This window comes from Vibrio sp. OY15, assembly GCF_000742455.1.
GTDB classification, from domain to species: domain Bacteria; phylum Pseudomonadota; class Gammaproteobacteria; order Enterobacterales; family Vibrionaceae; genus Vibrio; species Vibrio alginolyticus.
The window spans coordinates 243774-262422 of sequence record NZ_JPIL01000003.1 but is presented as its reverse complement, the minus strand read 5'-3'; the positions used below and the strand labels follow the sequence as shown (position 1 = coordinate 262422).

Annotated in this window: 15 protein-coding genes; 7 read left to right on the top strand and 8 right to left on the bottom strand. The window is 44.5% G+C overall.

All coding sequences use genetic code 11. From position 1 onward, the window contains the following. Positions 1-9: 9 nt before the first annotated feature. The 6 genes from coaE to nadC form a co-directional block, all read right to left on the bottom strand. Positions 10-624, bottom strand: coding sequence for a dephospho-CoA kinase (coaE, locus tag IJ23_RS05110; protein ID WP_017635920.1), 615 nt, complete (start codon positions 622-624; stop codon positions 10-12). After that, a complete protein-coding gene (locus IJ23_RS05105; RefSeq protein ID WP_017635919.1) occupies positions 625-1494 on the bottom strand; it encodes a prepilin peptidase in 870 nt (289 codons plus the stop codon). It lies immediately after the preceding gene. A 64-nt stretch (positions 1495-1558) separates the two neighbouring features. Continuing rightward, on the bottom strand, positions 1559-2782 hold the full coding sequence (locus IJ23_RS05100) for a type II secretion system F family protein (protein WP_033905594.1): 1224 nt from the start codon (positions 2780-2782) through the stop codon (positions 1559-1561). A gap of 23 nt (positions 2783-2805) precedes the next feature. Next, on the bottom strand, positions 2806-4491 hold the full coding sequence (gene pilB, locus IJ23_RS05095; protein WP_033905593.1) for a type IV-A pilus assembly ATPase PilB: 1686 nt from the start codon (positions 4489-4491) through the stop codon (positions 2806-2808). 3 nt (positions 4492-4494) lie between these two features. Further along, the gene (locus tag IJ23_RS05090) at positions 4495-4959 is read right to left on the bottom strand and encodes a pilin (RefSeq protein ID WP_033905592.1); all 465 of its coding nucleotides are present in this window, start codon (positions 4957-4959) and stop codon (positions 4495-4497) included. Positions 4960-5221: 262 nt separating this feature from the next. Continuing rightward, positions 5222-6109 (bottom strand): carboxylating nicotinate-nucleotide diphosphorylase, encoded by an 888-nt coding sequence (gene nadC, locus IJ23_RS05085; RefSeq protein WP_033905590.1) that lies wholly within the window; start codon positions 6107-6109, stop codon positions 5222-5224. 92 nt (positions 6110-6201) lie between these two features. Here nadC and ampD point away from each other — a divergent pair, with 92 nt between their 5' ends. The 5 genes from ampD to lpdA all read left to right on the top strand — a co-directional run bounded on the left by ampD (position 6202) and on the right by lpdA (position 14245). Continuing rightward, a complete protein-coding gene (ampD, locus tag IJ23_RS05080) occupies positions 6202-6753 on the top strand; it encodes a 1,6-anhydro-N-acetylmuramyl-L-alanine amidase AmpD (protein ID WP_005386614.1) in 552 nt (183 codons plus the stop codon). 405 nt (positions 6754-7158) lie between these two features. Then, positions 7159-7926 carry a pyruvate dehydrogenase complex transcriptional repressor PdhR gene (gene pdhR / locus IJ23_RS05075; RefSeq protein WP_005379989.1) on the top strand — a complete coding sequence of 256 codons (768 nt, stop codon included), beginning with the start codon at positions 7159-7161 and terminating at the stop codon, positions 7924-7926. Between the two features lie 48 nt (positions 7927-7974). Then, the gene (gene aceE, locus IJ23_RS05070; protein WP_005386612.1) at positions 7975-10638 is read left to right on the top strand and encodes a pyruvate dehydrogenase (acetyl-transferring), homodimeric type; all 2664 of its coding nucleotides are present in this window, start codon (positions 7975-7977) and stop codon (positions 10636-10638) included. A 19-nt stretch (positions 10639-10657) separates the two neighbouring features. After that, positions 10658-12550 carry a pyruvate dehydrogenase complex dihydrolipoyllysine-residue acetyltransferase gene (aceF, locus tag IJ23_RS05065; RefSeq protein WP_033905589.1) on the top strand — a complete coding sequence of 631 codons (1893 nt, stop codon included), beginning with the start codon at positions 10658-10660 and terminating at the stop codon, positions 12548-12550. 267 nt (positions 12551-12817) lie between these two features. Then, on the top strand, positions 12818-14245 hold the full coding sequence (gene lpdA / locus IJ23_RS05060) for a dihydrolipoyl dehydrogenase (RefSeq protein WP_005379993.1): 1428 nt from the start codon (positions 12818-12820) through the stop codon (positions 14243-14245). A gap of 145 nt (positions 14246-14390) precedes the next feature. Here lpdA and opaR read toward each other — a convergent pair whose 3' ends face one another. Next, entirely contained in the window at positions 14391-15005 is a 615-nt protein-coding gene (gene opaR, locus IJ23_RS05055; protein ID WP_005379994.1) for a transcriptional regulator OpaR, read from the bottom strand. 319 nt (positions 15006-15324) lie between these two features. Between opaR and hpt the strand changes: the two genes are divergently transcribed. Continuing rightward, on the top strand, positions 15325-15855 hold the full coding sequence (gene hpt, locus IJ23_RS05050) for a hypoxanthine phosphoribosyltransferase (protein WP_005379995.1): 531 nt from the start codon (positions 15325-15327) through the stop codon (positions 15853-15855). 77 nt (positions 15856-15932) lie between these two features. Here the strand turns inward: hpt and can are convergent, their stop codons facing one another. Then, complete coding sequence (gene can, locus IJ23_RS05045) at positions 15933-16601, bottom strand: carbonate dehydratase (protein ID WP_005379996.1); 669 nt, start codon at positions 16599-16601, stop codon at positions 15933-15935. Positions 16602-16882: 281 nt separating this feature from the next. Between can and IJ23_RS05040 the strand changes: the two genes are divergently transcribed. Next, positions 16883-18553: a SulP family inorganic anion transporter gene (locus IJ23_RS05040; RefSeq protein ID WP_005379997.1), complete on the top strand. Its 1671-nt coding sequence runs from the start codon at positions 16883-16885 to the stop codon at positions 18551-18553. The last annotated feature ends 96 nt before the right edge of the window (positions 18554-18649 follow it).

Sequence of the window (18649 nt, the reverse complement as noted above, 5' to 3'; positions counted from 1 at the left end):
GTTTCGTTCCTATTTTCGCAGATTTTTCTTACACATGGCTAGGTACTTTTCGTGCAAATCTGTGATTTGAAGCAAAAGATCAGGGTCACTTGGATTATTCTTAACCACATCGTCTGCAAGCGCGAGCCTTTGCTCTCTTGATGCTTGAGAGGCAAGGATGGCGCGAACTTGATCTTCACTCACATTGTCTCGTTTCATCGTGCGAGATATCTGTGTATTCGGTTCTACATCGACGACAAGAACGCGATCACACAAACTATCTAGCTTGTTTTCTACGAGCAACGGCACCACAAGTAACGCATACTCTGAAGTGACTTGCTGCAAATCTTCGATCATCTTTTCACGAATTATCGGGTGCAACAGTGCGTTGAGCCATGCTTTTTCATCTGAATTCGAAAAGATTTTTTCTCTCAGCTTTGCGCGATCTAAAGTTTGGTCTTCACGAACGATATCGTGACCAAAGTGTTCAATAATCGCGTTTAGGCCGGGAGTACCTGGCTCGACAACTTCTCTTGCTACAATGTCGGCATCGACGATATCGATTTTAAATTGTTGTTTGAACAGATTCGCGACGGTTGTTTTTCCACTAGCGATACCGCCTGTTAAACCAATAACCAAAGCCATTTACACTCCTAGAACTGAAGTAAAGTACCAGTTTAAAATCTGGTCGCCCCAAATTAAGCTTATCCAACCAGCAATTGCTAAGTAAGGACCGAAAGGGAAAGCTTTTTCAATTCCCTGCTTTTGCAAGCGTAGTTGAATGATGCCAAATACGATGCCAACCACAGAAGAAAGTAGAATGATCATCGGCAGTGACTGCCAACCTAGCCAAGCTCCTAGTGCCGCCAGTAGTTTAAAATCACCATACCCCATTCCTTCTTTACCAGTAAGTAGCTTAAAGCCCCAGTAAACGGACCAGAGACATAGGTAACCAGCAATAGCACCAATGACAGAATCTTGTAGAGTAACAGGACTTATTTCGACTAATGCTAAGGCAATGCCAGCCCAAGTTAATGGTAATGTTAATTGGTCAGGTAACAACATAGTATCGAGATCGATAAATGTTGCGGCGATTAAGATAAAAGTAAAAAAGAGTAGGGCAACGGTAAAGTAACTAAAACCAAAGTAATAAGCGATAAAGCCTGAACAGAACGCGGTGAGCAGTTCAATCAGTGGATAGCGTGCACTAATGGTTGCCTGACAGTTGTGACATTTGCCTTTTAAAAGCAGCCAGCTAATCACAGGAATGTTGTCGCGAATACGTATCGGTGTTGCGCATTTCTGGCAGGAGGAGCGTGGGACGCTCAAGGTCAGCACTTCTTTAGGAGGTTCTATTTTGTATTCAGGAAATGACTCGGCACATTCGCGTCGCCATTCTAGTTCCATGATTTTAGGTAGTCGATAAATAACCACATTGAGGAAGCTACCCACGATAAGACCGAAGATGGTGGCAAACACAACGAATAGCCAAGGGTAGTACTGGAATACTTCCATATTTGTCTCTTGAGCGATGAGTGAAATCAGCAAGATGCTGTTTTAAAGGAGTTAACAGCTCATTCTAGCCCAATACACTCATTAAGTTAAAGATTGGCAAGTACATTGCTGTCACTAATCCGCCAACAACGATACCTAAAAAAACGATAATTAGTGGCTCTAGAATTTTACTAAGGTTGTCGACGGTGTTGTCGACTTCAAACTCGTAGATTGTTGCAACTTTATTGAGCATATCGTCAAGTCGACCAGACTCTTCACCGATCATAACCATTTGTAACACCAATTCAGGGAACACATTACAGTTGCGCATGGCTACATACATTGGCATACCTGCGGCGGTATCACGGTAAACTTCTTCTATGGCGAGTTGATAGTGCAAGTTTCCTGATGTTTTTGATGTAGTTTTTAAACTGGTTAGAATTGGAATGCCCGCTGTAAAGCTTGTGGCGAGTGTTCGACTAAATTTGGCGATCGCTGCTTTTGATAATACAGGCCCAAGGACAGGAAATTTAAGCACAGATCGATTGAGCGTTAAGCGAAAAGAATCTGAACGCTTAGAGAGGATTCTCGCCGAGATGAATAAACTAATGGAGCCTAGTGCTATAAATGGGCTCCAGTTTTGTGTCCATGCGGAAAGATCTAACACTTGCCTGGTAAACCACGGTAAGTCAGCACCAAAACCAACAAACATTTTTTCAAACTCGGGAATGACTTTGGTGAGCATGATAAACGACACGCCTAACGCTACTAGCACTACCATCGCTGGGTAGATCAGTGCTTTGATCACTTTCGCACGGAGTTGTTCATTTTTTTCTCGGTAGGTGGCTAAGCGCTCGAATACTTCTGCTAAGTTACCGGATTGCTCACCTGTGGCGATAAGATCGGTATAGAGTGGGTCAAAGTGTTCACTTGCAGTGCGCATGGCTTTTGACATGGGCGTCCCCGCTTCAACGGCGCGTGTCACGCTCATCAAAATGGATTTCATCTCTGCTTTTTTATGATTTTCTGAGACCAATTTTAAAGCCTGAACCAAGGGCACACCGGTTATCAACATCGTCGAAATCTGACGGGTAAACACCGTGATGTCTCTGCCTTTCACGCGATGGCTGAGTTTAGTGAGAAACGAGATACTGCTTTTCTTTAACTTCTTGATCTTGATGTGCTGTGCGTCTAGACGCTCGCGTACTTCAATTTCTGTCATCGCGAGGGTTTGTCCAGACGTCTTTTTGCCAGAACTGTTGATGCCTTTCCAGCGGAAGTTTTTAAGTTGTGGTGTAGTGCTTTTCATGGATGTGACTGCTGATTAAAGGATTAAAAATAAAGTACGCGCTGTAGTTCACTAAAACTTGTGATTCCTTGTTTGAGTTTTTCTATGCCCGACATTTGTAACGTGCTCATACCATTTGCGATGGCGAGTTTTTCTAGTTCATGTACCGAGGCGCCTTTAATAAGCGCTTCGGAAAGAAATTCATCAAAGCGCATCACTTCATAAATCCCCGTTCGGCCGGAATAACCATGGGTACACTCATTGCATCCATCGGGATTGGCTTTAAAAATGTTGTCGCTTGCTTGAATTCCAAGATGTTGTAGCTGAACGGTAAGCTCTTGTGATTGTTTACAGTGCGAGCACAGTTTACGGGCTAAGCGCTGGGCAATAATCAAACTAAGAGATGAGGCCAAGTTAAAGCTTTCTACGCCCATGTTTGATAAACGAATAACCGTTTCAGCCGCAGAGTTGGTATGCAAGGTTGAAAGTACTAAGTGACCGGTTTGCGAGGCTTTGATGGCGATCTCCGCAGTGTCTAAGTCACGAATCTCACCGACCATTACCACATCCGGGTCTTGACGTAAGAAAGAGCGCAGGGCTTCGGCAAAACCAAAACCAATCTTAGGCTGAACTTGAACTTGGTTAATGCCCGATAAGTTAATTTCTACTGGGTCTTCTGCCGTAGAAATGTTGATTTCTGGTTTATTGAGGATACTCAGCCCGGTGTACAGAGAAACGGTTTTTCCGCTCCCGGTTGGACCTGTCATCAGAATCATGCCTTGTGGGCGACGCAGCGCATCCAAGTACAATTGTTTTTGTTGTTCGCTATAACCAAGCTTGTCGATATCCAATGACGCAGAGCTGCTGTCGAGCAGTCGTAGTACAATTTTCTCTCCAAATAGAGTAGGCAGCGTGGATACACGCATATCAATTGCGGTGTCTTGATTCAACTTGAGCTTAATACGCCCATCTTGTGGTAAACGTCGCTCTGCAATATCAAGCTTAGAGAGGATTTTGATACGAGCGGATAAGCGACGACTCAAGTGGCTTGGTGGCTGCTGTGTTTCAATTAAGATGCCATCACAGCGCAGGCGCACGCGGTACATCTTTTCATAAGGCTCAAAGTGGATATCGGATGCGCCTTTGCGCACAGCGTCCAATAGAATTTGGTTGATGTAACGGCTAACAGGAGACTCATCTTGGCTCAAGTCTTCAATGTTGTCGATTTCATCTGCGCCCACGTCAACCAGATTGGCTAACTCTTCTTGGTTGATCTCTTTTAACCCGGACTTCTCATGACTCAATGAACGACCATACAAGCGTCGAATTGCCGCGCTGAGTTGACTAAATTCCCCCAAGACCAATTCAACCTGTAAACCAGTGGCAAAGCGAAAATCATCTTCTGCTTGTTGGTTGGTGGGGTCGGCAACGGCGAGTAATAACGTTGAAGACGTACGCTGGAGTGGGAGTGCGTTATGCCGCGTGATTAATTCCCTAAGGCCAAGTTGCTGACAAAGCGAAGCATACTCGTACTGAGATAACTCGGGCTGATTTAAACCAAAGAGAGAACTTAAGTGCTCAGCGAGTTCGCTTGATGTAAATAATCCAGAACTGAGTAAAGCCTCTGGCATCGAAATGCCAGAAGCTTTGACTTGCTCAAGTAACGATTCTTCTTGGGAAAAAGCCAATAGTCCTTTTTGACGAAGAATCGTGGAGAGGTTGGTTTGCATGAATTATTCAGGACAGTAATCAGATTGGTTATTACCATTAGAATCTTGACATGAGCCCGCCCACTCAATACCACTAGTCGTGTAGTTAGATGCCATAGTATACTGTTCTCCACTAGCAATCGGCCCTTTTACTGCTACAGCTTTTGCAATGACATTTACGCCTGATGATCCAGCAACTGCTTCAATAGAGATATCATTTAGGTTGTTAATTTTTGAAGGTACACCATTACTACCAGATAAGCAGTTCGTTTTAAAAGTAGCTGCGTTTGATGCATTTTCATGTGCACACAACTCAACGGCTAACTTCATCGCAGAAGCTGCTTTTGGGAACTCTGCCAGCGTCGCTTTTTTTGTGTAGTTTTGATAAGCAGGCACAGCAAATGCGGCCAAAATACCAATAATCGCGACGACAATCATTAATTCAATCAAGGTAAAACCTTGCTGTTTTTTCTGTTTACTGTTTTTCATTTTTAACCCTTTCTAAAAAATTAATAATGCTCTTGCATTAGCGAAAGATTATGGAGAGTTAAAGTGGGTTGAAAATGGGGAAGAGATGGGCTCTCGAGTGAGATAAAACTCTTTGGTGAAAAGTTGCATATCGCATGCAGAGTTTTGCGAGTAGTACTATTTTTTTAGTGGATAAAAAGAAAGGGCCAATTGGCCCTTTTAAATGATGAGTTACTCACAACTCACTGAGTTAGTTGAAGTAATTGAGATTGTGTTGCTTTAATTATTTGAAGCGCATCGAAAGATCCATCGCTTTTAGATGCTTAGTCAACGCGCCTACCGAAATGTAATCGACACCGGTTTCTGCGTATTCTGCGATGGTCTCTAGCGTAATGTTGCCGGAGTTCTCTAAAGCGGCACGACCTGCGTTAATCGCTACGGCTTCACGCATCATTTCTTTTGTGAAGTTATCGAGCATGATGATGTCGGCACCAGCCTCTATCGCTTGTTTCAACTCTTCTAAGCTTTCCGTTTCGACTTCTACCGGTTTGCCTGGGTTAAGCTCTTTCGCTTTTTGGATGGCTTGAGTGATGCCACCACAAGCAATAATGTGGTTTTCTTTAATGAGGTAAGCGTCGAACACGCCGATGCGATGGTTAAAGCCACCACCACACGTCACGGCGTATTTTAGTGCGCTACGCAGACCAGGAATGGTTTTGCGTGTGTCGAGTAGACGACACTCAGTATGCGCGATTTTTTCAGCGTACTCTGCGGTAACTGTTGCGCAGCCAGACAGCGTTTGGATGAAGTTCATTGCGTTACGCTCACCAGTCAACAAGTCACGAGCAGGGCCTGTCAGCGTGCAAAGGGTTTGGTTAGGTTCGACTTTATCGCCGTCCTTTACGTGCCATTCAATGCTGACCTTGCCACCGAGCTGTTTAAAAACTTCATCAGCCCATGCTTGACCACAGAACACACCATGCTCACGAGTAATAATCGTTGCGGTATTAACCGCATCGGCAGGGATCAAAGATGCAGTAATGTCGTTATCTGCGTTGACACTGCCACCTAGATCTTCTTTTAAGGTATCAGCGACAGAGCGAGTGATCTCTAAAGGGAGTTGTTGTTTAAGGTATTCTAGGCGTTCTTGAATGTTGTGTGTGTTCTTCATCGCAAATCTTGTCTTGAAAGGGAGATGGCAACGAATGATACTCTCCGGTGTCAATAATTTCAGCAGTTAATTTGAAAAGTAGAGAGGTTGATATGCGCCCAATTATCGAGAATGGCTGGCTGACACAGGCAAAGCATGTTCCGTCACCATTTTTTGATGCACGCTCTGATGTAAACGACATCTCTCTGCTGGTGGTACATAACATCAGTTTGCCTCCTGGGCAGTTTGGTGGACCATATATAGAGGACTTCTTCACTGGCAAGCTAGACCCAAATGAACATCCATTTTTTGAAGTTATTCACAAAATGGGCGTTTCTGCACATTGCTTGATTAAAAGAAACGGCGAGGTTGTTCAATTTGTTTCTTTTCTCGATAGAGCATGGCATGCCGGTCAATCCAGTTTCGCGGGCAGGGAGCGTTGTAATGACTATTCCATTGGTATCGAGCTTGAAGGGACAGAATTTACTGCCTATACAGAAGCGCAATATCAATCACTTGCAGAGATCACTGAGGTGATTATGCAGTCTTATCCTCAAATCACCCCGCCACGAATTACCGGTCATCAATATATTGCGCCCTTGAGAAAAAGCGATCCTGGTCTAAGCTTTGATTGGGTGAAATATAGACTGCTTATACAGCGTTGATTTGTAGCGAAAGTGTAAATTCAAAAAAGCGAAATAAATAAGGCATACGATCAGGTATGCCTTTTTTTGATACCAGAAATATTAATGATTGTTAAAAGTTAACTACATTTTTACGCTCGTACATGCCGTTTTGGTGAATAAATAGACTGATAATTTTGTCATTTTCTGTATTTCTTTTCCAAAACTGCTAGCACGTCGACTTCCCATTTGTATGCTTTATGTAATTGGTCATACCAATTCTATTGCTGTTTTAACAGTCGATTGTTATCAGAGTGTTGGAAGTAAGCTCGTTCTATGATTTAGGTCAATTTTCGGCTGGACAGTGGCGTTTTAATTATGTTAATTTCTGCACCAACTTAAAATTGGTATTACCAATTACCTGCAAGAGTAGAAGAACAATAAATTATGGCTTATCAAAGGATTCGTCAGCCAAAACTCTCTGATGTTATAGAACAAGAGTTAGAAAGGTTGATAGTGGAAGGAACATTGTCTCCGGGGCAACAACTGCCTCCAGAGCGTGAACTGGCAAAACAGTTCGATGTGTCTCGTCCTTCAGTCCGAGAAGCCATTCAACGCTTGGAAGCGAAGCGTTTGTTGACTCGTCGCCAAGGTGGCGGAACATTCGTAAGTGAGAATATCTGGAAGAGCTTTTCAGATCCCTTGTTGAATTTGTTGTCTAGTCATTCTGAAACCCAGCTTGATGTGCTTGAGTCTCGTCATGCGATGGAAGGAATTTCAGCCTACTTTGCAGCTTTACGTGGTACCGAAGAAGATTTTGCGCGTATTCAAGGTTGCCTTGAGCGCATTAGCCAAGAGCAAGCAAACAACGATATCGAAGCTGAATCTGCGGAAGTAATGCAATTTTTGATCGCTTTGACAGAAGCCGCGCACAACGTGGTTTTGTTGCACATTGTTCGAAGCTTAGCACCTTTGCTTGAGCAAAATATTCTACAAAATTTTAAATTACTACGTCGCCGCCCAGAAGCGGTCGAGAAAGTCAGTAAACACCGAGCCAATATCGTGGATGCGATTGTTTCTGGTCAGCCTGAAAAGGCGCGAGAAATGTCCCACTCGCACTTGGCTTACATCGAAGAAACATTGTTGGATTTGACTCGAGAAGAGTCTCGACGAGAGCGTTCTCTACGTCGAATTCAGCAGGGTAATGACTCGTAAGAGCGTTACTTAAATAAGTAGATCCAACCAACAGAAGGATAGATCGCCATGTCTGATATGAAGCATGACGTAGATGCACTGGAAACTCAAGAATGGCTACAAGCGCTTGAGTCAGTTGTACGTGAAGAAGGTCTAGAGCGTGCTCAATTCCTATTAGAGCAAGTTCTAGATAAAGCACGTCTAGACGGTGTTGATATGCCAACAGGTATCACAACTAACTACATCAACACGATTCCTGCAGACCAAGAACCAGCATACCCAGGTGACACAACACTTGAGCGTCGTATTCGCTCAATTATTCGTTGGAACGCTATCATGATCGTTCTACGTGCATCTAAGAAAGACCTAGAGCTAGGCGGCCACATGGCGTCTTTCCAGTCTTCTGCTGCGTTCTACGAGACATGTTTCAACCACTTCTTCCGTGCACCAAACGAGAAGGATGGTGGCGACCTAGTTTACTACCAAGGTCACATTTCACCAGGTATCTACTCACGTGCATTCGTTGAAGGTCGTCTAACTGAAGAGCAGCTAGACAACTTCCGTCAAGAAGTAGACGGCAAAGGTATTCCTTCATACCCGCACCCTAAACTGATGCCTGAATTCTGGCAGTTCCCGACAGTATCGATGGGCCTAGGTCCAATCGCTTCTATCTACCAAGCTCGTTTCCTTAAGTACCTAGAAGGCCGTGGTCTTAAAGATACTTCAGAGCAGCGCGTTTACGCGTTCCTAGGTGACGGTGAGATGGATGAGCCAGAATCACGTGGTGCGATCTCTTTCGCTGCGCGTGAGAAACTAGACAACCTATGCTTCCTAATCAACTGTAACCTACAGCGTCTAGATGGCCCTGTAATGGGTAACGGTAAGATCATTCAAGAACTTGAAGGTCTGTTCAAAGGTGCTGGTTGGAACGTAGTGAAGGTAATCTGGGGTAACAACTGGGATTCACTACTAGCTAAAGATACGACTGGTAAGCTTCTACAGCTTATGAATGAAACGATCGACGGCGACTACCAAACATTCAAATCAAAAGACGGCGCGTACGTACGTGAGCACTTCTTTGGTAAGTACCCAGAGACAGCTGCACTTGTTGCTGACATGACTGATGACGAAATCTTCGCACTTAAGCGTGGTGGTCACGAGTCTTCTAAGCTATACGCGGCATACAAAAACGCGGCAGAAACTAAAGGTCGTCCAACAGTAATCCTAGCTAAGACTGTTAAAGGTTACGGCATGGGTGAAGCGGCTGAAGGTAAGAACATCGCGCACCAAGTTAAGAAGATGGACATGACTCACGTACTACACCTACGTGATCGTCTAGGTCTTCAAGACATCCTAACTGACGAAGCAGTGAAAGAACTTCCGTACCTGAAACTTGAAGAAGGTTCAAAAGAGTACGAATACCTACACGCTCGTCGTAAAGCGCTACACGGCTACACGCCACAGCGTCTACCAAAATTCACTCAAGAATTCATCGTTCCTGAGCTAGAAGAATTCAAGCCACTATTAGAAGAACAGAAGCGTGATATCTCTTCTACTATGGCATTCGTACGTGCACTAAACGTTCTACTTAAGAACAAGAACATTGGTAAGAACATCGTTCCTATCATTGCTGACGAAGCACGTACATTCGGTATGGAAGGTCTGTTCCGTCAAATCGGTATCTACAACCCGCACGGCCAAACTTACACACCAGAAGACCGTGGCGTTGTTTCTTACTACAAAGAAGCGACTTCAGGTCAGGTTCTACAAGAAGGTATCAACGAGCTAGGTGCTATGTCTTCATGGGTTGCTGCTGCGACGTCATACTCGACAAACGACCTACCAATGATCCCGTTCTACATCTACTACTCAATGTTCGGCTTCCAACGTGTTGGCGACATGGCGTGGATGGCTGGTGACCAACAAGCACGTGGTTTCCTACTAGGTGCAACTGCGGGTCGTACAACGTTGAACGGTGAAGGTCTACAGCACGAAGACGGCCACTCGCACATTTTGGCGGGTACGGTTCCTAACTGTATTTCTTACGACCCAACATTCGCGTACGAAGTAGCAGTAATCATGCAAGACGGTATCCGTCGCATGTACGGTCCAGAACAAGAAAACGTGTTCTACTACCTAACGCTAATGAACGAAAACTACGCAATGCCAGCAATGCCAGAAGGCGCTGAAGAAGGCATCCGTAAAGGTATCTACAAGCTAGAAACTTACACGGGCGACAAAGCGAAAGTTCAGCTAATGAGCTCTGGTACTATCATGAATGAAGTACGTAAAGCAGCTCAAATCCTAAGCGAAGATTACGGTGTTGCTTCTGATGTTTACTCTGTAACGTCATTCAACGAACTAACTCGCGATGGCCAAGATGCAGAGCGTTTCAACATGCTTCACCCAGAAGCGGAAGCGAAAGTACCTTACATCCAAACAGTAATGGGTACTGAACCTGCTATCGCAGCAACTGACTACATGAAGAACTACGCAGAGCAGGTTCGTGCATACATTCCTGCTGAGTCTTTCAAAGTTCTTGGTACTGATGGCTTCGGTCGTTCAGACAGCCGTGAAAACCTACGTCGTCACTTCGAAGTGAACGCAGGTTACGTAGTAGTAGCAGCGCTAACTGAACTAGCGAAACGTGGCGAAGTTGAGAAATCTGTAGTTGCAGAAGCAATTAAGAAATTCGACATCGACACAGAGAAAACAAACCCGCTATACGCTTAATTAAGAAGGTAGATAAGAAATGGCAATCGAAATTAATGTACCAGACATCGGTGCGGATGAGGTTGAAGTTACTGAGATTCTTGTAAGCGTTGGCGACAAGGTTGAAGAAGAGCAGTCTCTGATCACAGTTGAAGGCGATAAAGCTTCTATGGAAGTTCCTGCTTCTCAAGCGGGTATCGTTAAAGAAATCAAAGTTGCAGAAGGCGACAAGGTTTCTACTGGTTCTCTAATCATGATTTTCGAAGCCGAGGGTGCAGCTGACGCTGCACCTGCTCCTGCGGCAGAAGCAGCTCCAGCAGCAGCTCCAGCTCCAGCAGCAGCGGCAGAACTAAAAGAAGTTCACGTACCAGACATCGGTGGTGATGAAGTAGAAGTTACTGAAATCATGGTTGCCGTTGGCGACAGCATCGAAGAAGAGCAATCTCTTCTAACTGTTGAAGGCGACAAAGCTTCTATGGAAGTTCCAGCGCCATTCGCAGGTACTCTAAAAGAGATCAAAGTTGCAACAGGCGATAAAGTATCGACTGGCTCACTTATCATGGTATTCGAAACAGCAGGTTCAGGCGCTCCAGCAGCACCAGCGGCAGCTGAAGCTCCTGCGGCAGCAGCTCCAGCAGCGTCTGCGGCAAAAGAAGTGAACGTTCCAGATATCGGCGGCGACGAAGTTGAAGTTACTGAGATCATGGTTGCGGTTGGCGACACAGTGGAAGAAGAGCAATCTCTAATCACTGTTGAAGGTGACAAAGCTTCTATGGAAGTTCCTGCACCATTCGCTGGCACAGTTAAAGAAATCAAGATTGCAGCTGGCGACAAAGTGTCTACTGGCTCACTAATCATGGTATTCGAAGTGGCGGGCGCAGCACCTGCTCCTGCAGCAGCTCCAGCTCAAGCGGCAGCACCTGCAGCTCCAGCTCCTAAAGCAGAAGCTCCAGCGGCAGCAGCTCCAGCAGCGACTGGCGATTTCAAAGAAAACGATGAGTACGCTCACGCATCTCCAGTTGTTCGTCGTCTAGCGCGTGAATTTGGCGTTAATCTTTCTAAGGTTAAAGGTTCTGGTCGTAAGAGCCGTATCTTAAAAGAAGACGTTCAAGCTTACGTGAAAGATGCACTTAAGCGTCTTGAGTCTGGCGCAGGTGCAGCAGCATCTGGCAAAGGCGACGGCGCGGCTCTTGGTCTACTACCATGGCCAAAAGTGGACTTCAGCAAGTTTGGTGAGACAGAAGTTCAACCGCTATCTCGCATTAAGAAGATCTCTGGCGCAAACCTACACCGTAACTGGGTAATGATCCCGCACGTTACACAGTGGGATAACGCAGACATCACGGCTCTTGAAGCATTCCGTAAAGAGCAAAACGCGATTGAAGCGAAGAAAGACACTGGCATGAAGATCACACCACTTGTGTTCATCATGAAAGCGGTAGCTAAAGCGCTTGAAGCGTTCCCAGCGTTCAACTCTTCTCTATCAGAAGACGGTGAGAGCCTAATTCTGAAGAAATACGTGAATGTTGGTATCGCGGTAGATACACCAAACGGTCTAGTTGTTCCTGTATTTAAAGACGTGAACAAGAAAGGCATCTACGAGCTATCTGAAGAGCTAATGGCGGTTTCTAAGAAAGCACGTGCTGGTAAGCTAACTGCGGCTGACATGCAAGGTGGCTGTTTCACTATCTCTAGCCTAGGCGGTATCGGCGGTACAGCGTTTACTCCAATCGTAAACGCACCAGAAGTTGGTATCCTAGGTGTGTCTAAGTCAGAAATGAAACCGGTATGGAACGGTAAAGAGTTCGAACCGCGTCTACAACTTCCACTGTCTCTATCATACGACCACCGTGTGATCGATGGTGCTGAAGGTGCGCGCTTCATCACTTACTTAAACTCATGTCTATCTGACATTCGTCGTCTAGTTCTGTAATAGAAATTAGATGAATGAGAGGCGGCAACTTAGCCGCCTCTGCTAATCATAATTACCGACAATTTGGTTATCAGCCTTGCTTCGTTCAGGGTTTTCACAATCGAATTGTTGTCTAGCTCACAGGCTAAATTGATTTACTTTTCACACCATTAACATCTCTGTAAACTGTTAGCGGTCTGAAAATAACTGTTTAAAACAAATCTCTCTTAAACATAAAAAATCGATACCCACTCAGCCTGTTAGGGATAATGACTACAAGAGGTCAAAATGAGCAAAGAAATTAAAGCCCAAGTTGTTGTACTTGGTTCTGGTCCTGCTGGTTACTCCGCTGCATTCCGTTGTGCGGACTTAGGTCTTGAAACTGTACTAGTTGAACGTTACAGCACGCTTGGCGGTGTATGTCTGAACGTGGGTTGTATCCCATCTAAAGCACTGCTTCACGTTTCTAAAGTAATTGAAGAAGCGAAAGCGATGGCTGACCACGGCGTTGTGTTCGGTGAGCCTCAAACAGACATCAGCAAAATCCGCATCTGGAAAGAAAAAGTTGTTAACCAACTAACTGGCGGCCTAAGCGGTATGGCTAAGATGCGTAACGTAACAGTAGTTAACGGTTACGGTAAGTTCACTGGCCCTAACTCTATCCTTGTAGAAGGTGAAGGTGAGCCAACAGTTGTTAACTTTGACAACGCAATCGTTGCGGCTGGTTCTCGTCCAATCAAACTGCCATTTATCCCGCATGAAGACCCACGTATTTGGGACTCTACTGACGCTCTAGAACTAAAAGAAGTGCCAGAAAAACTGCTTATCATGGGCGGTGGTATCATCGGTCTAGAAATGGGTACGGTTTACCACTCTCTAGGTTCTAAAGTTGAAGTTGTTGAAATGTTTGACCAGGTAATTCCTGCAGCAGACAAAGATATCGTGAAAGTATTTACTAAGCGTATCAAAGACAAGTTCAAGCTAATGCTAGAAACGAAAGTAACAGCAGTTGAAGCAAAAGAAGACGGTATCTACGTTTCAATGGAAGGCAAGAAAGCGCCAGCTGAAGCTGAGCGTTACGATGCGGTTCTAGTTGCTATCGGTCGTGTACCAAATGGTAAGCTAATCGACGGTGAAAAAGCGGGTCTAGAAATTGACGAGCGCGGCTTCATCAACGTTGATAAGCAAATGCGTACTAACGTTCCTCACATCTTCGCGATCGGTGATATCGTTGGTCAACCAATGCTTGCTCACAAAGGTGTGCATGAAGGTCACGTAGCTGCTGAAGTTATCTCTGGTAAGAAGCACTACTTTGACCCTAAAGTTATCCCTTCAATTGCGTACACTGAGCCAGAAGTGGCTTGGGTTGGTAAGACTGAAAAAGAAGCGAAAGAAGAAGGCATCAAGTACGAAGTAGCAACATTCCCATGGGCAGCATCAGGTCGTGCAATTGCATCTGACTGTGCAGACGGTATGACTAAGCTAATCTTCGACAAAGAAACTCACCGCGTAATCGGTGGTGCTATCGTTGGTACTAACGGTGGTGAACTACTTGGTGAAATCGGCCTTGCAATTGAGATGGGCTGTGATGCAGAAGATATCGCTCTGACTATCCACGCTCACCCAACTCTACACGAGTCTGTAGGTCTAGCTGCTGAAGTATTTGAAGGTTCAATCACTGACCTGCCAAACAAAAAAGCAGTTAAGAAGAAGTAAGCTTTTTCTGACTGAATGATAGAAGCCGCTGCATTGCAGCGGTTTTTTTATGCTTGTTATATAGAAATATAAATGTGTGCTTAGCTGACAGCAGACAATAAAAAGCCCACCAAACGGTGGGCTGACATATATTACGAGCTAAGCTTTAGTGTTCACGGTTGTAAATGCAAAGCATATCTAAGTATGAATTCACTAGGTGTTTCAGCTCCGCTTCACCTTTAGCGCGGTTCGCTTGGACAAACAGTGAGTAACAAATACCGTGGAACAGGTTTGCCAAGTGTTCTGAATCGTGCTGGTCACACACTTCGCCACGTTCAATTGCTTTAATGAACATGTTTTGTACCAGCAACTGGTTAGTACGGTTAGTTGAAACAAACAATGGCCATACTTCGTCACGTGTTGAAGCACTCCACTCGAACCATACTTTTAGCCAGTGACAATCTTGGCTGACAAGCTCGATCATCGCATTAGTAATATTGGCGATGTTTTCACGTGCATGTAAGTCTAGGTCTATGTTATCCGATAGGAAGTTTGAGAACTGACGTACGACGTGATTGAGAACTTCATCCACCAAGTCTTCGCGTGTAGGGAAGTAGTTAAAAACAGTCGCTACAGAAACTTGAGCAATTTCTGCGATATCTGCGTGACCACCACGACCGATGCCGCGGCGCGCAAATACTTCCAATGCGATTTCCATTAACTGTTGCTTACGCTTAATTGGAGAAAGCCTAGTTCTAGGTCTCTTTGCAATTGAGTCCATATCCATTTTCCTTGCCATTTGAGTTGATATTGGGGGTAACCCCCTAATTGATTATTTTAATAGTTGCTTAAAGCAGTGATGAGTGTAATGGTGCATATGCACAAGGTCAACATCTGTAGAACAATTTATATACAGTAATGTCATTATTATTGATAAATTTAGCTATGAACTTTATAAAACTAAGACCTTCTTCCAAGATTTTTTGGCAACAGGATGCGACTTTCAACCCAATGAACGTGGTGATACACTACACGCCGTAAGATTAGGTGATCGTTTGCGTGCGACTTACCTCAACCCACAAATTTAGATTGAGCACAGTATGAAACATACAATAGAAGTCATGATTTCTGAGCAAGAAGTTCAGGAGCGAGTTCGTGAATTAGGCAAACAAATTACAGAGCGTTATCAAGGTAGTGAAGATCTTGTGTTGGTAGGCTTATTGCGTGGCTCATTTGTATTTATGGCAGACTTGGCACGTGCTATCGAACTGACTCACCAAGTTGATTTTATGACTGCGTCAAGCTACGGCAATACGATGGAAAGCTCACGTGACGTTCGTATCTTGAAAGATTTGGATGATGACATCAAAGGTAAAGACATTCTGCTTGTTGAAGACATCATTGACACTGGTAACACACTAAATAAAATCCGTGAGATTCTTTCGCTACGTGAGCCGAAGTCTATCGCGATTTGTACGCTCCTAGATAAACCATCTCGTCGTGAAGTGAATGTTCCTGTGGATTGGATTGGTTTCGAAATCCCAGATGAGTTTGTCGTTGGTGTGGGTATTGATTACGCGCAGAAATACCGCCACTTACCATACATCGGTAAAGTTGTACCTCAAGAATAATCATTGAGAGCAGCATTAAAAATATAAAAAAACGCCCATCTAAGATGGGCGTTTTTTGTTCAACTTTTAGATATGACTTAGCGACAAAGCAGCTTGTTATCTGTATTTAGAATCGTCGAAAGAGCTTTCTGGTAAGACGCTTCTACGGTTTCCTTAGAGTTAGAACGAATGCCTAAGTACTCTAAGCGACCATCTTCAATTCCGTATACCACACCATGAATTTCAACATCTTGTCCACGCTCCCAAGCGTTTTGCAGGATGGTTGAGTTACCCAAGTTGTACACTTGCTCTGCAACATTAAGCTCGCCTAGTTTATCCGCTCGATCTTGTTGCGGCATTTGATCTAGGTAAGTGCGGTGTTTGAAATAGATATCTCTGATATGTAACAGCCAATTATTAATAAGACCTAGCTTAGGGTTATCAATGGCTGCGTTTACGCCACCACATCCATAGTGTCCACAGACAATGATGTGTTTAACCTTAAGAACGTCTACGGCGTACTGGACGACCGATAGACAGTTGAGATCAGTATGGATAACTTGGTTTGCAACATTCCGATGAACAAAGAGTTCACCTGAGTATAGTCCGGTTAGTCGCTCGGCAGGAACGCGACTATCAGAGCAGCCAATCCAAAGAAAATCAGGCTTTTGACCCTCTGCGAGTTTTGCGAAGTATTCAGGTCGATCAGATTTGATCTCTTGAGACCATTTCGAATTGTTTTCAAATAACTGTTTTATTTCCGGCATTTTGCAAACTACTTCCCTTAAAAGACAAAATCGCTGCCGCTGTTTGTGTGCACATGCAAGCGATCAGTGTTGTAACTATACACAATGTTACAATTTCGATCTCGTTAAATATTCGTCAGATAGGACTCATCTGACTAGTTTTCATTAAGAAAAAAGTAAAATCTGGTGAAACTATTTGTGGTGTGAATTTAGCCTTAATCTATTTATGGTTTAAATTTTCGCCTAGCTCGTTAAAGTAGTGATATTTTACTTTTTAAAATTGAATGCAGGGAAAATCAGCAGTGTTCGGTAGTCGTTTTGAAGATATCAATTTCAAAGGGGATGTATTTGGCGGGGTAACCACGGCGATTATCTCTCTCCCTCTGGCGTTAGCGTTTGGTGTTGCATCCGGAGCCGGTGCTGAGGCCGGCCTTTGGGGAGCAATAATGGTCGGTTTGTTTGCCTCGTTATTTGGTGGTTCTAATACGTTAATATCAGAACCGACAGGGCCAATGACGGTAATCATGACCGCAGTATTAACCAGTATGATGGCGAAATACCCAGAAACGGGCATGGCTATGACTTTCACGGTTGTCATGATGGCTGGCGCGTTCCAAATCCTATTGGGGACGTTGAAACTGGGTAAATACGTTACCTTGATGCCTTACAGCGTTATTTCCGGGTTTATGTCTGGCATTGGTGTGATTCTTATCATTCTGCAGTTATCGCCTTTGATGGGGCATGCTGCGCCTTCAGGGGGAGTACTCGGAACGTTATCTGCTTTGCCGGAGACCATTTCTAACCTTAAGTTCAGTGAGTTGTTTTTGGGACTACTGACTTTGGGGATTCTTTTTTTCTTCCCTAAGCAATATCGTAAATACGTTCCTGCACAGCTCGTGGCATTGGTCGCGGTAACTTTATTGTCTGTGATTCTCTTTGATACAGAAGATATTCGTCGTATCGGTGAAATTCCTGCTGGGTTACCTTCTCTCGTCGCACCATATATTGACACAGATATGTTTGTCGAGATGGTCATTGATGCATTAGTGCTAGGCACATTAGGTTGTATTGATACTTTGTTAACGGCGGTTATCGGTGACTCATTAACTCGTAAAGAACACGACTCAGATAAAGAGCTGCGAGGTCAAGGGTTAGCTAACATGATCTCTGGCTTGTTTGGTGCGCTGCCGGGGGCGGGAGCTACTATGGGGACGGTAACGAATATCCAAGTTGGGGCTCGCTCGCCATTATCTGGTGTGATTCGCGCACTAATGTTGGCGTTGGTTGTACTGGTTGCTGGTGGGCTAACAGAGCCAATCCCGATGGCTGTGTTAGCAGGCATTGCGGTGTATGTTGGCTTTAACATCCTAGACTGGAGCTTTATTCAGAGGGCACATAAGGTAAGCTTTTCCGGAATGGCGGTGATGTATGGCGTTATGCTGCTTACAGTATTCGTTGATCTTATCGTTGCGGTGGGTTTAGGCGTCTTTATCTCGAACATTATCATCATCGAGCGTTTGAGCCGAGAGCAGGCGCGACAAGTAAAAGCGATCAGCGACGCGGATGAAGATGATGTGCCGCTGACTGACAGCGAGCGTGGTTTGTTGGATCGTGCTAATGGTAAAGTGCTGTTCTTTTATCTTTCCGGTCCGATGATCTTTAGTGTTTCTAAAGCCATTTCACGTCAGCACTCTAGTATTTCGGACTATGACGTGATGATTCTCGATCTTACGGATGTACCAATGATTGATGTGACCGTCGGTTTGGCGTTAGAGAATGCGATTAAGGATGCTCTCGATGCCAATTGTGCCGTGTATTTATTATGCCCGAATGAGCGAACACGAGAACAGCTAGAGAAATTCCATGTGATTGACCTTGTGCCTGATGAAAATATGTACCAATTCCGTTACGAAGCATTGAATGCGGCGGTGGCACATGTTGAGGCAGACCAGTATCAGCGCATAACGGCGTAATCATTCTGACAGTTAAAAACGCAACAGTGTCCTGTTGCGTTTTTTTATGCTCTATTTTGTCTTACTCAGAGATAACCTTTACGAGGTAAGGGTTAT

What these genes read in the sequence shown, in the direction of transcription:
- ampD (WP_005386614.1), top strand. Translation starts at nt 6,202, where the DNA reads ATGCGCCCAATTATCGAGAATGGCTGGCTGACACAGGCAAAGCATGTT.
- IJ23_RS05105 (WP_017635919.1), bottom strand. Translation starts at nt 1,494, where the DNA reads ATGGAAGTATTCCAGTACTACCCTTGGCTATTCGTTGTGTTTGCCACC.
- IJ23_RS05090 (WP_033905592.1), bottom strand. Translation starts at nt 4,959, where the DNA reads ATGAAAAACAGTAAACAGAAAAAACAGCAAGGTTTTACCTTGATTGAA.
- lpdA (WP_005379993.1), top strand. Translation starts at nt 12,818, where the DNA reads ATGAGCAAAGAAATTAAAGCCCAAGTTGTTGTACTTGGTTCTGGTCCT.
- aceE (WP_005386612.1), top strand. Translation starts at nt 7,975, where the DNA reads ATGTCTGATATGAAGCATGACGTAGATGCACTGGAAACTCAAGAATGG.
- pilB (WP_033905593.1), bottom strand. Translation starts at nt 4,491, where the DNA reads ATGCAAACCAACCTCTCCACGATTCTTCGTCAAAAAGGACTATTGGCT.
- coaE (WP_017635920.1), bottom strand. Translation starts at nt 624, where the DNA reads ATGGCTTTGGTTATTGGTTTAACAGGCGGTATCGCTAGTGGAAAAACA.
- opaR (WP_005379994.1), bottom strand. Translation starts at nt 15,005, where the DNA reads ATGGACTCAATTGCAAAGAGACCTAGAACTAGGCTTTCTCCAATTAAG.
- aceF (WP_033905589.1), top strand. Translation starts at nt 10,658, where the DNA reads ATGGCAATCGAAATTAATGTACCAGACATCGGTGCGGATGAGGTTGAA.
- hpt (WP_005379995.1), top strand. Translation starts at nt 15,325, where the DNA reads ATGAAACATACAATAGAAGTCATGATTTCTGAGCAAGAAGTTCAGGAG.
- nadC (WP_033905590.1), bottom strand. Translation starts at nt 6,109, where the DNA reads ATGAAGAACACACACAACATTCAAGAACGCCTAGAATACCTTAAACAA.
- can (WP_005379996.1), bottom strand. Translation starts at nt 16,601, where the DNA reads ATGCCGGAAATAAAACAGTTATTTGAAAACAATTCGAAATGGTCTCAA.
- IJ23_RS05100 (WP_033905594.1), bottom strand. Translation starts at nt 2,782, where the DNA reads ATGAAAAGCACTACACCACAACTTAAAAACTTCCGCTGGAAAGGCATC.
- pdhR (WP_005379989.1), top strand. Translation starts at nt 7,159, where the DNA reads ATGGCTTATCAAAGGATTCGTCAGCCAAAACTCTCTGATGTTATAGAA.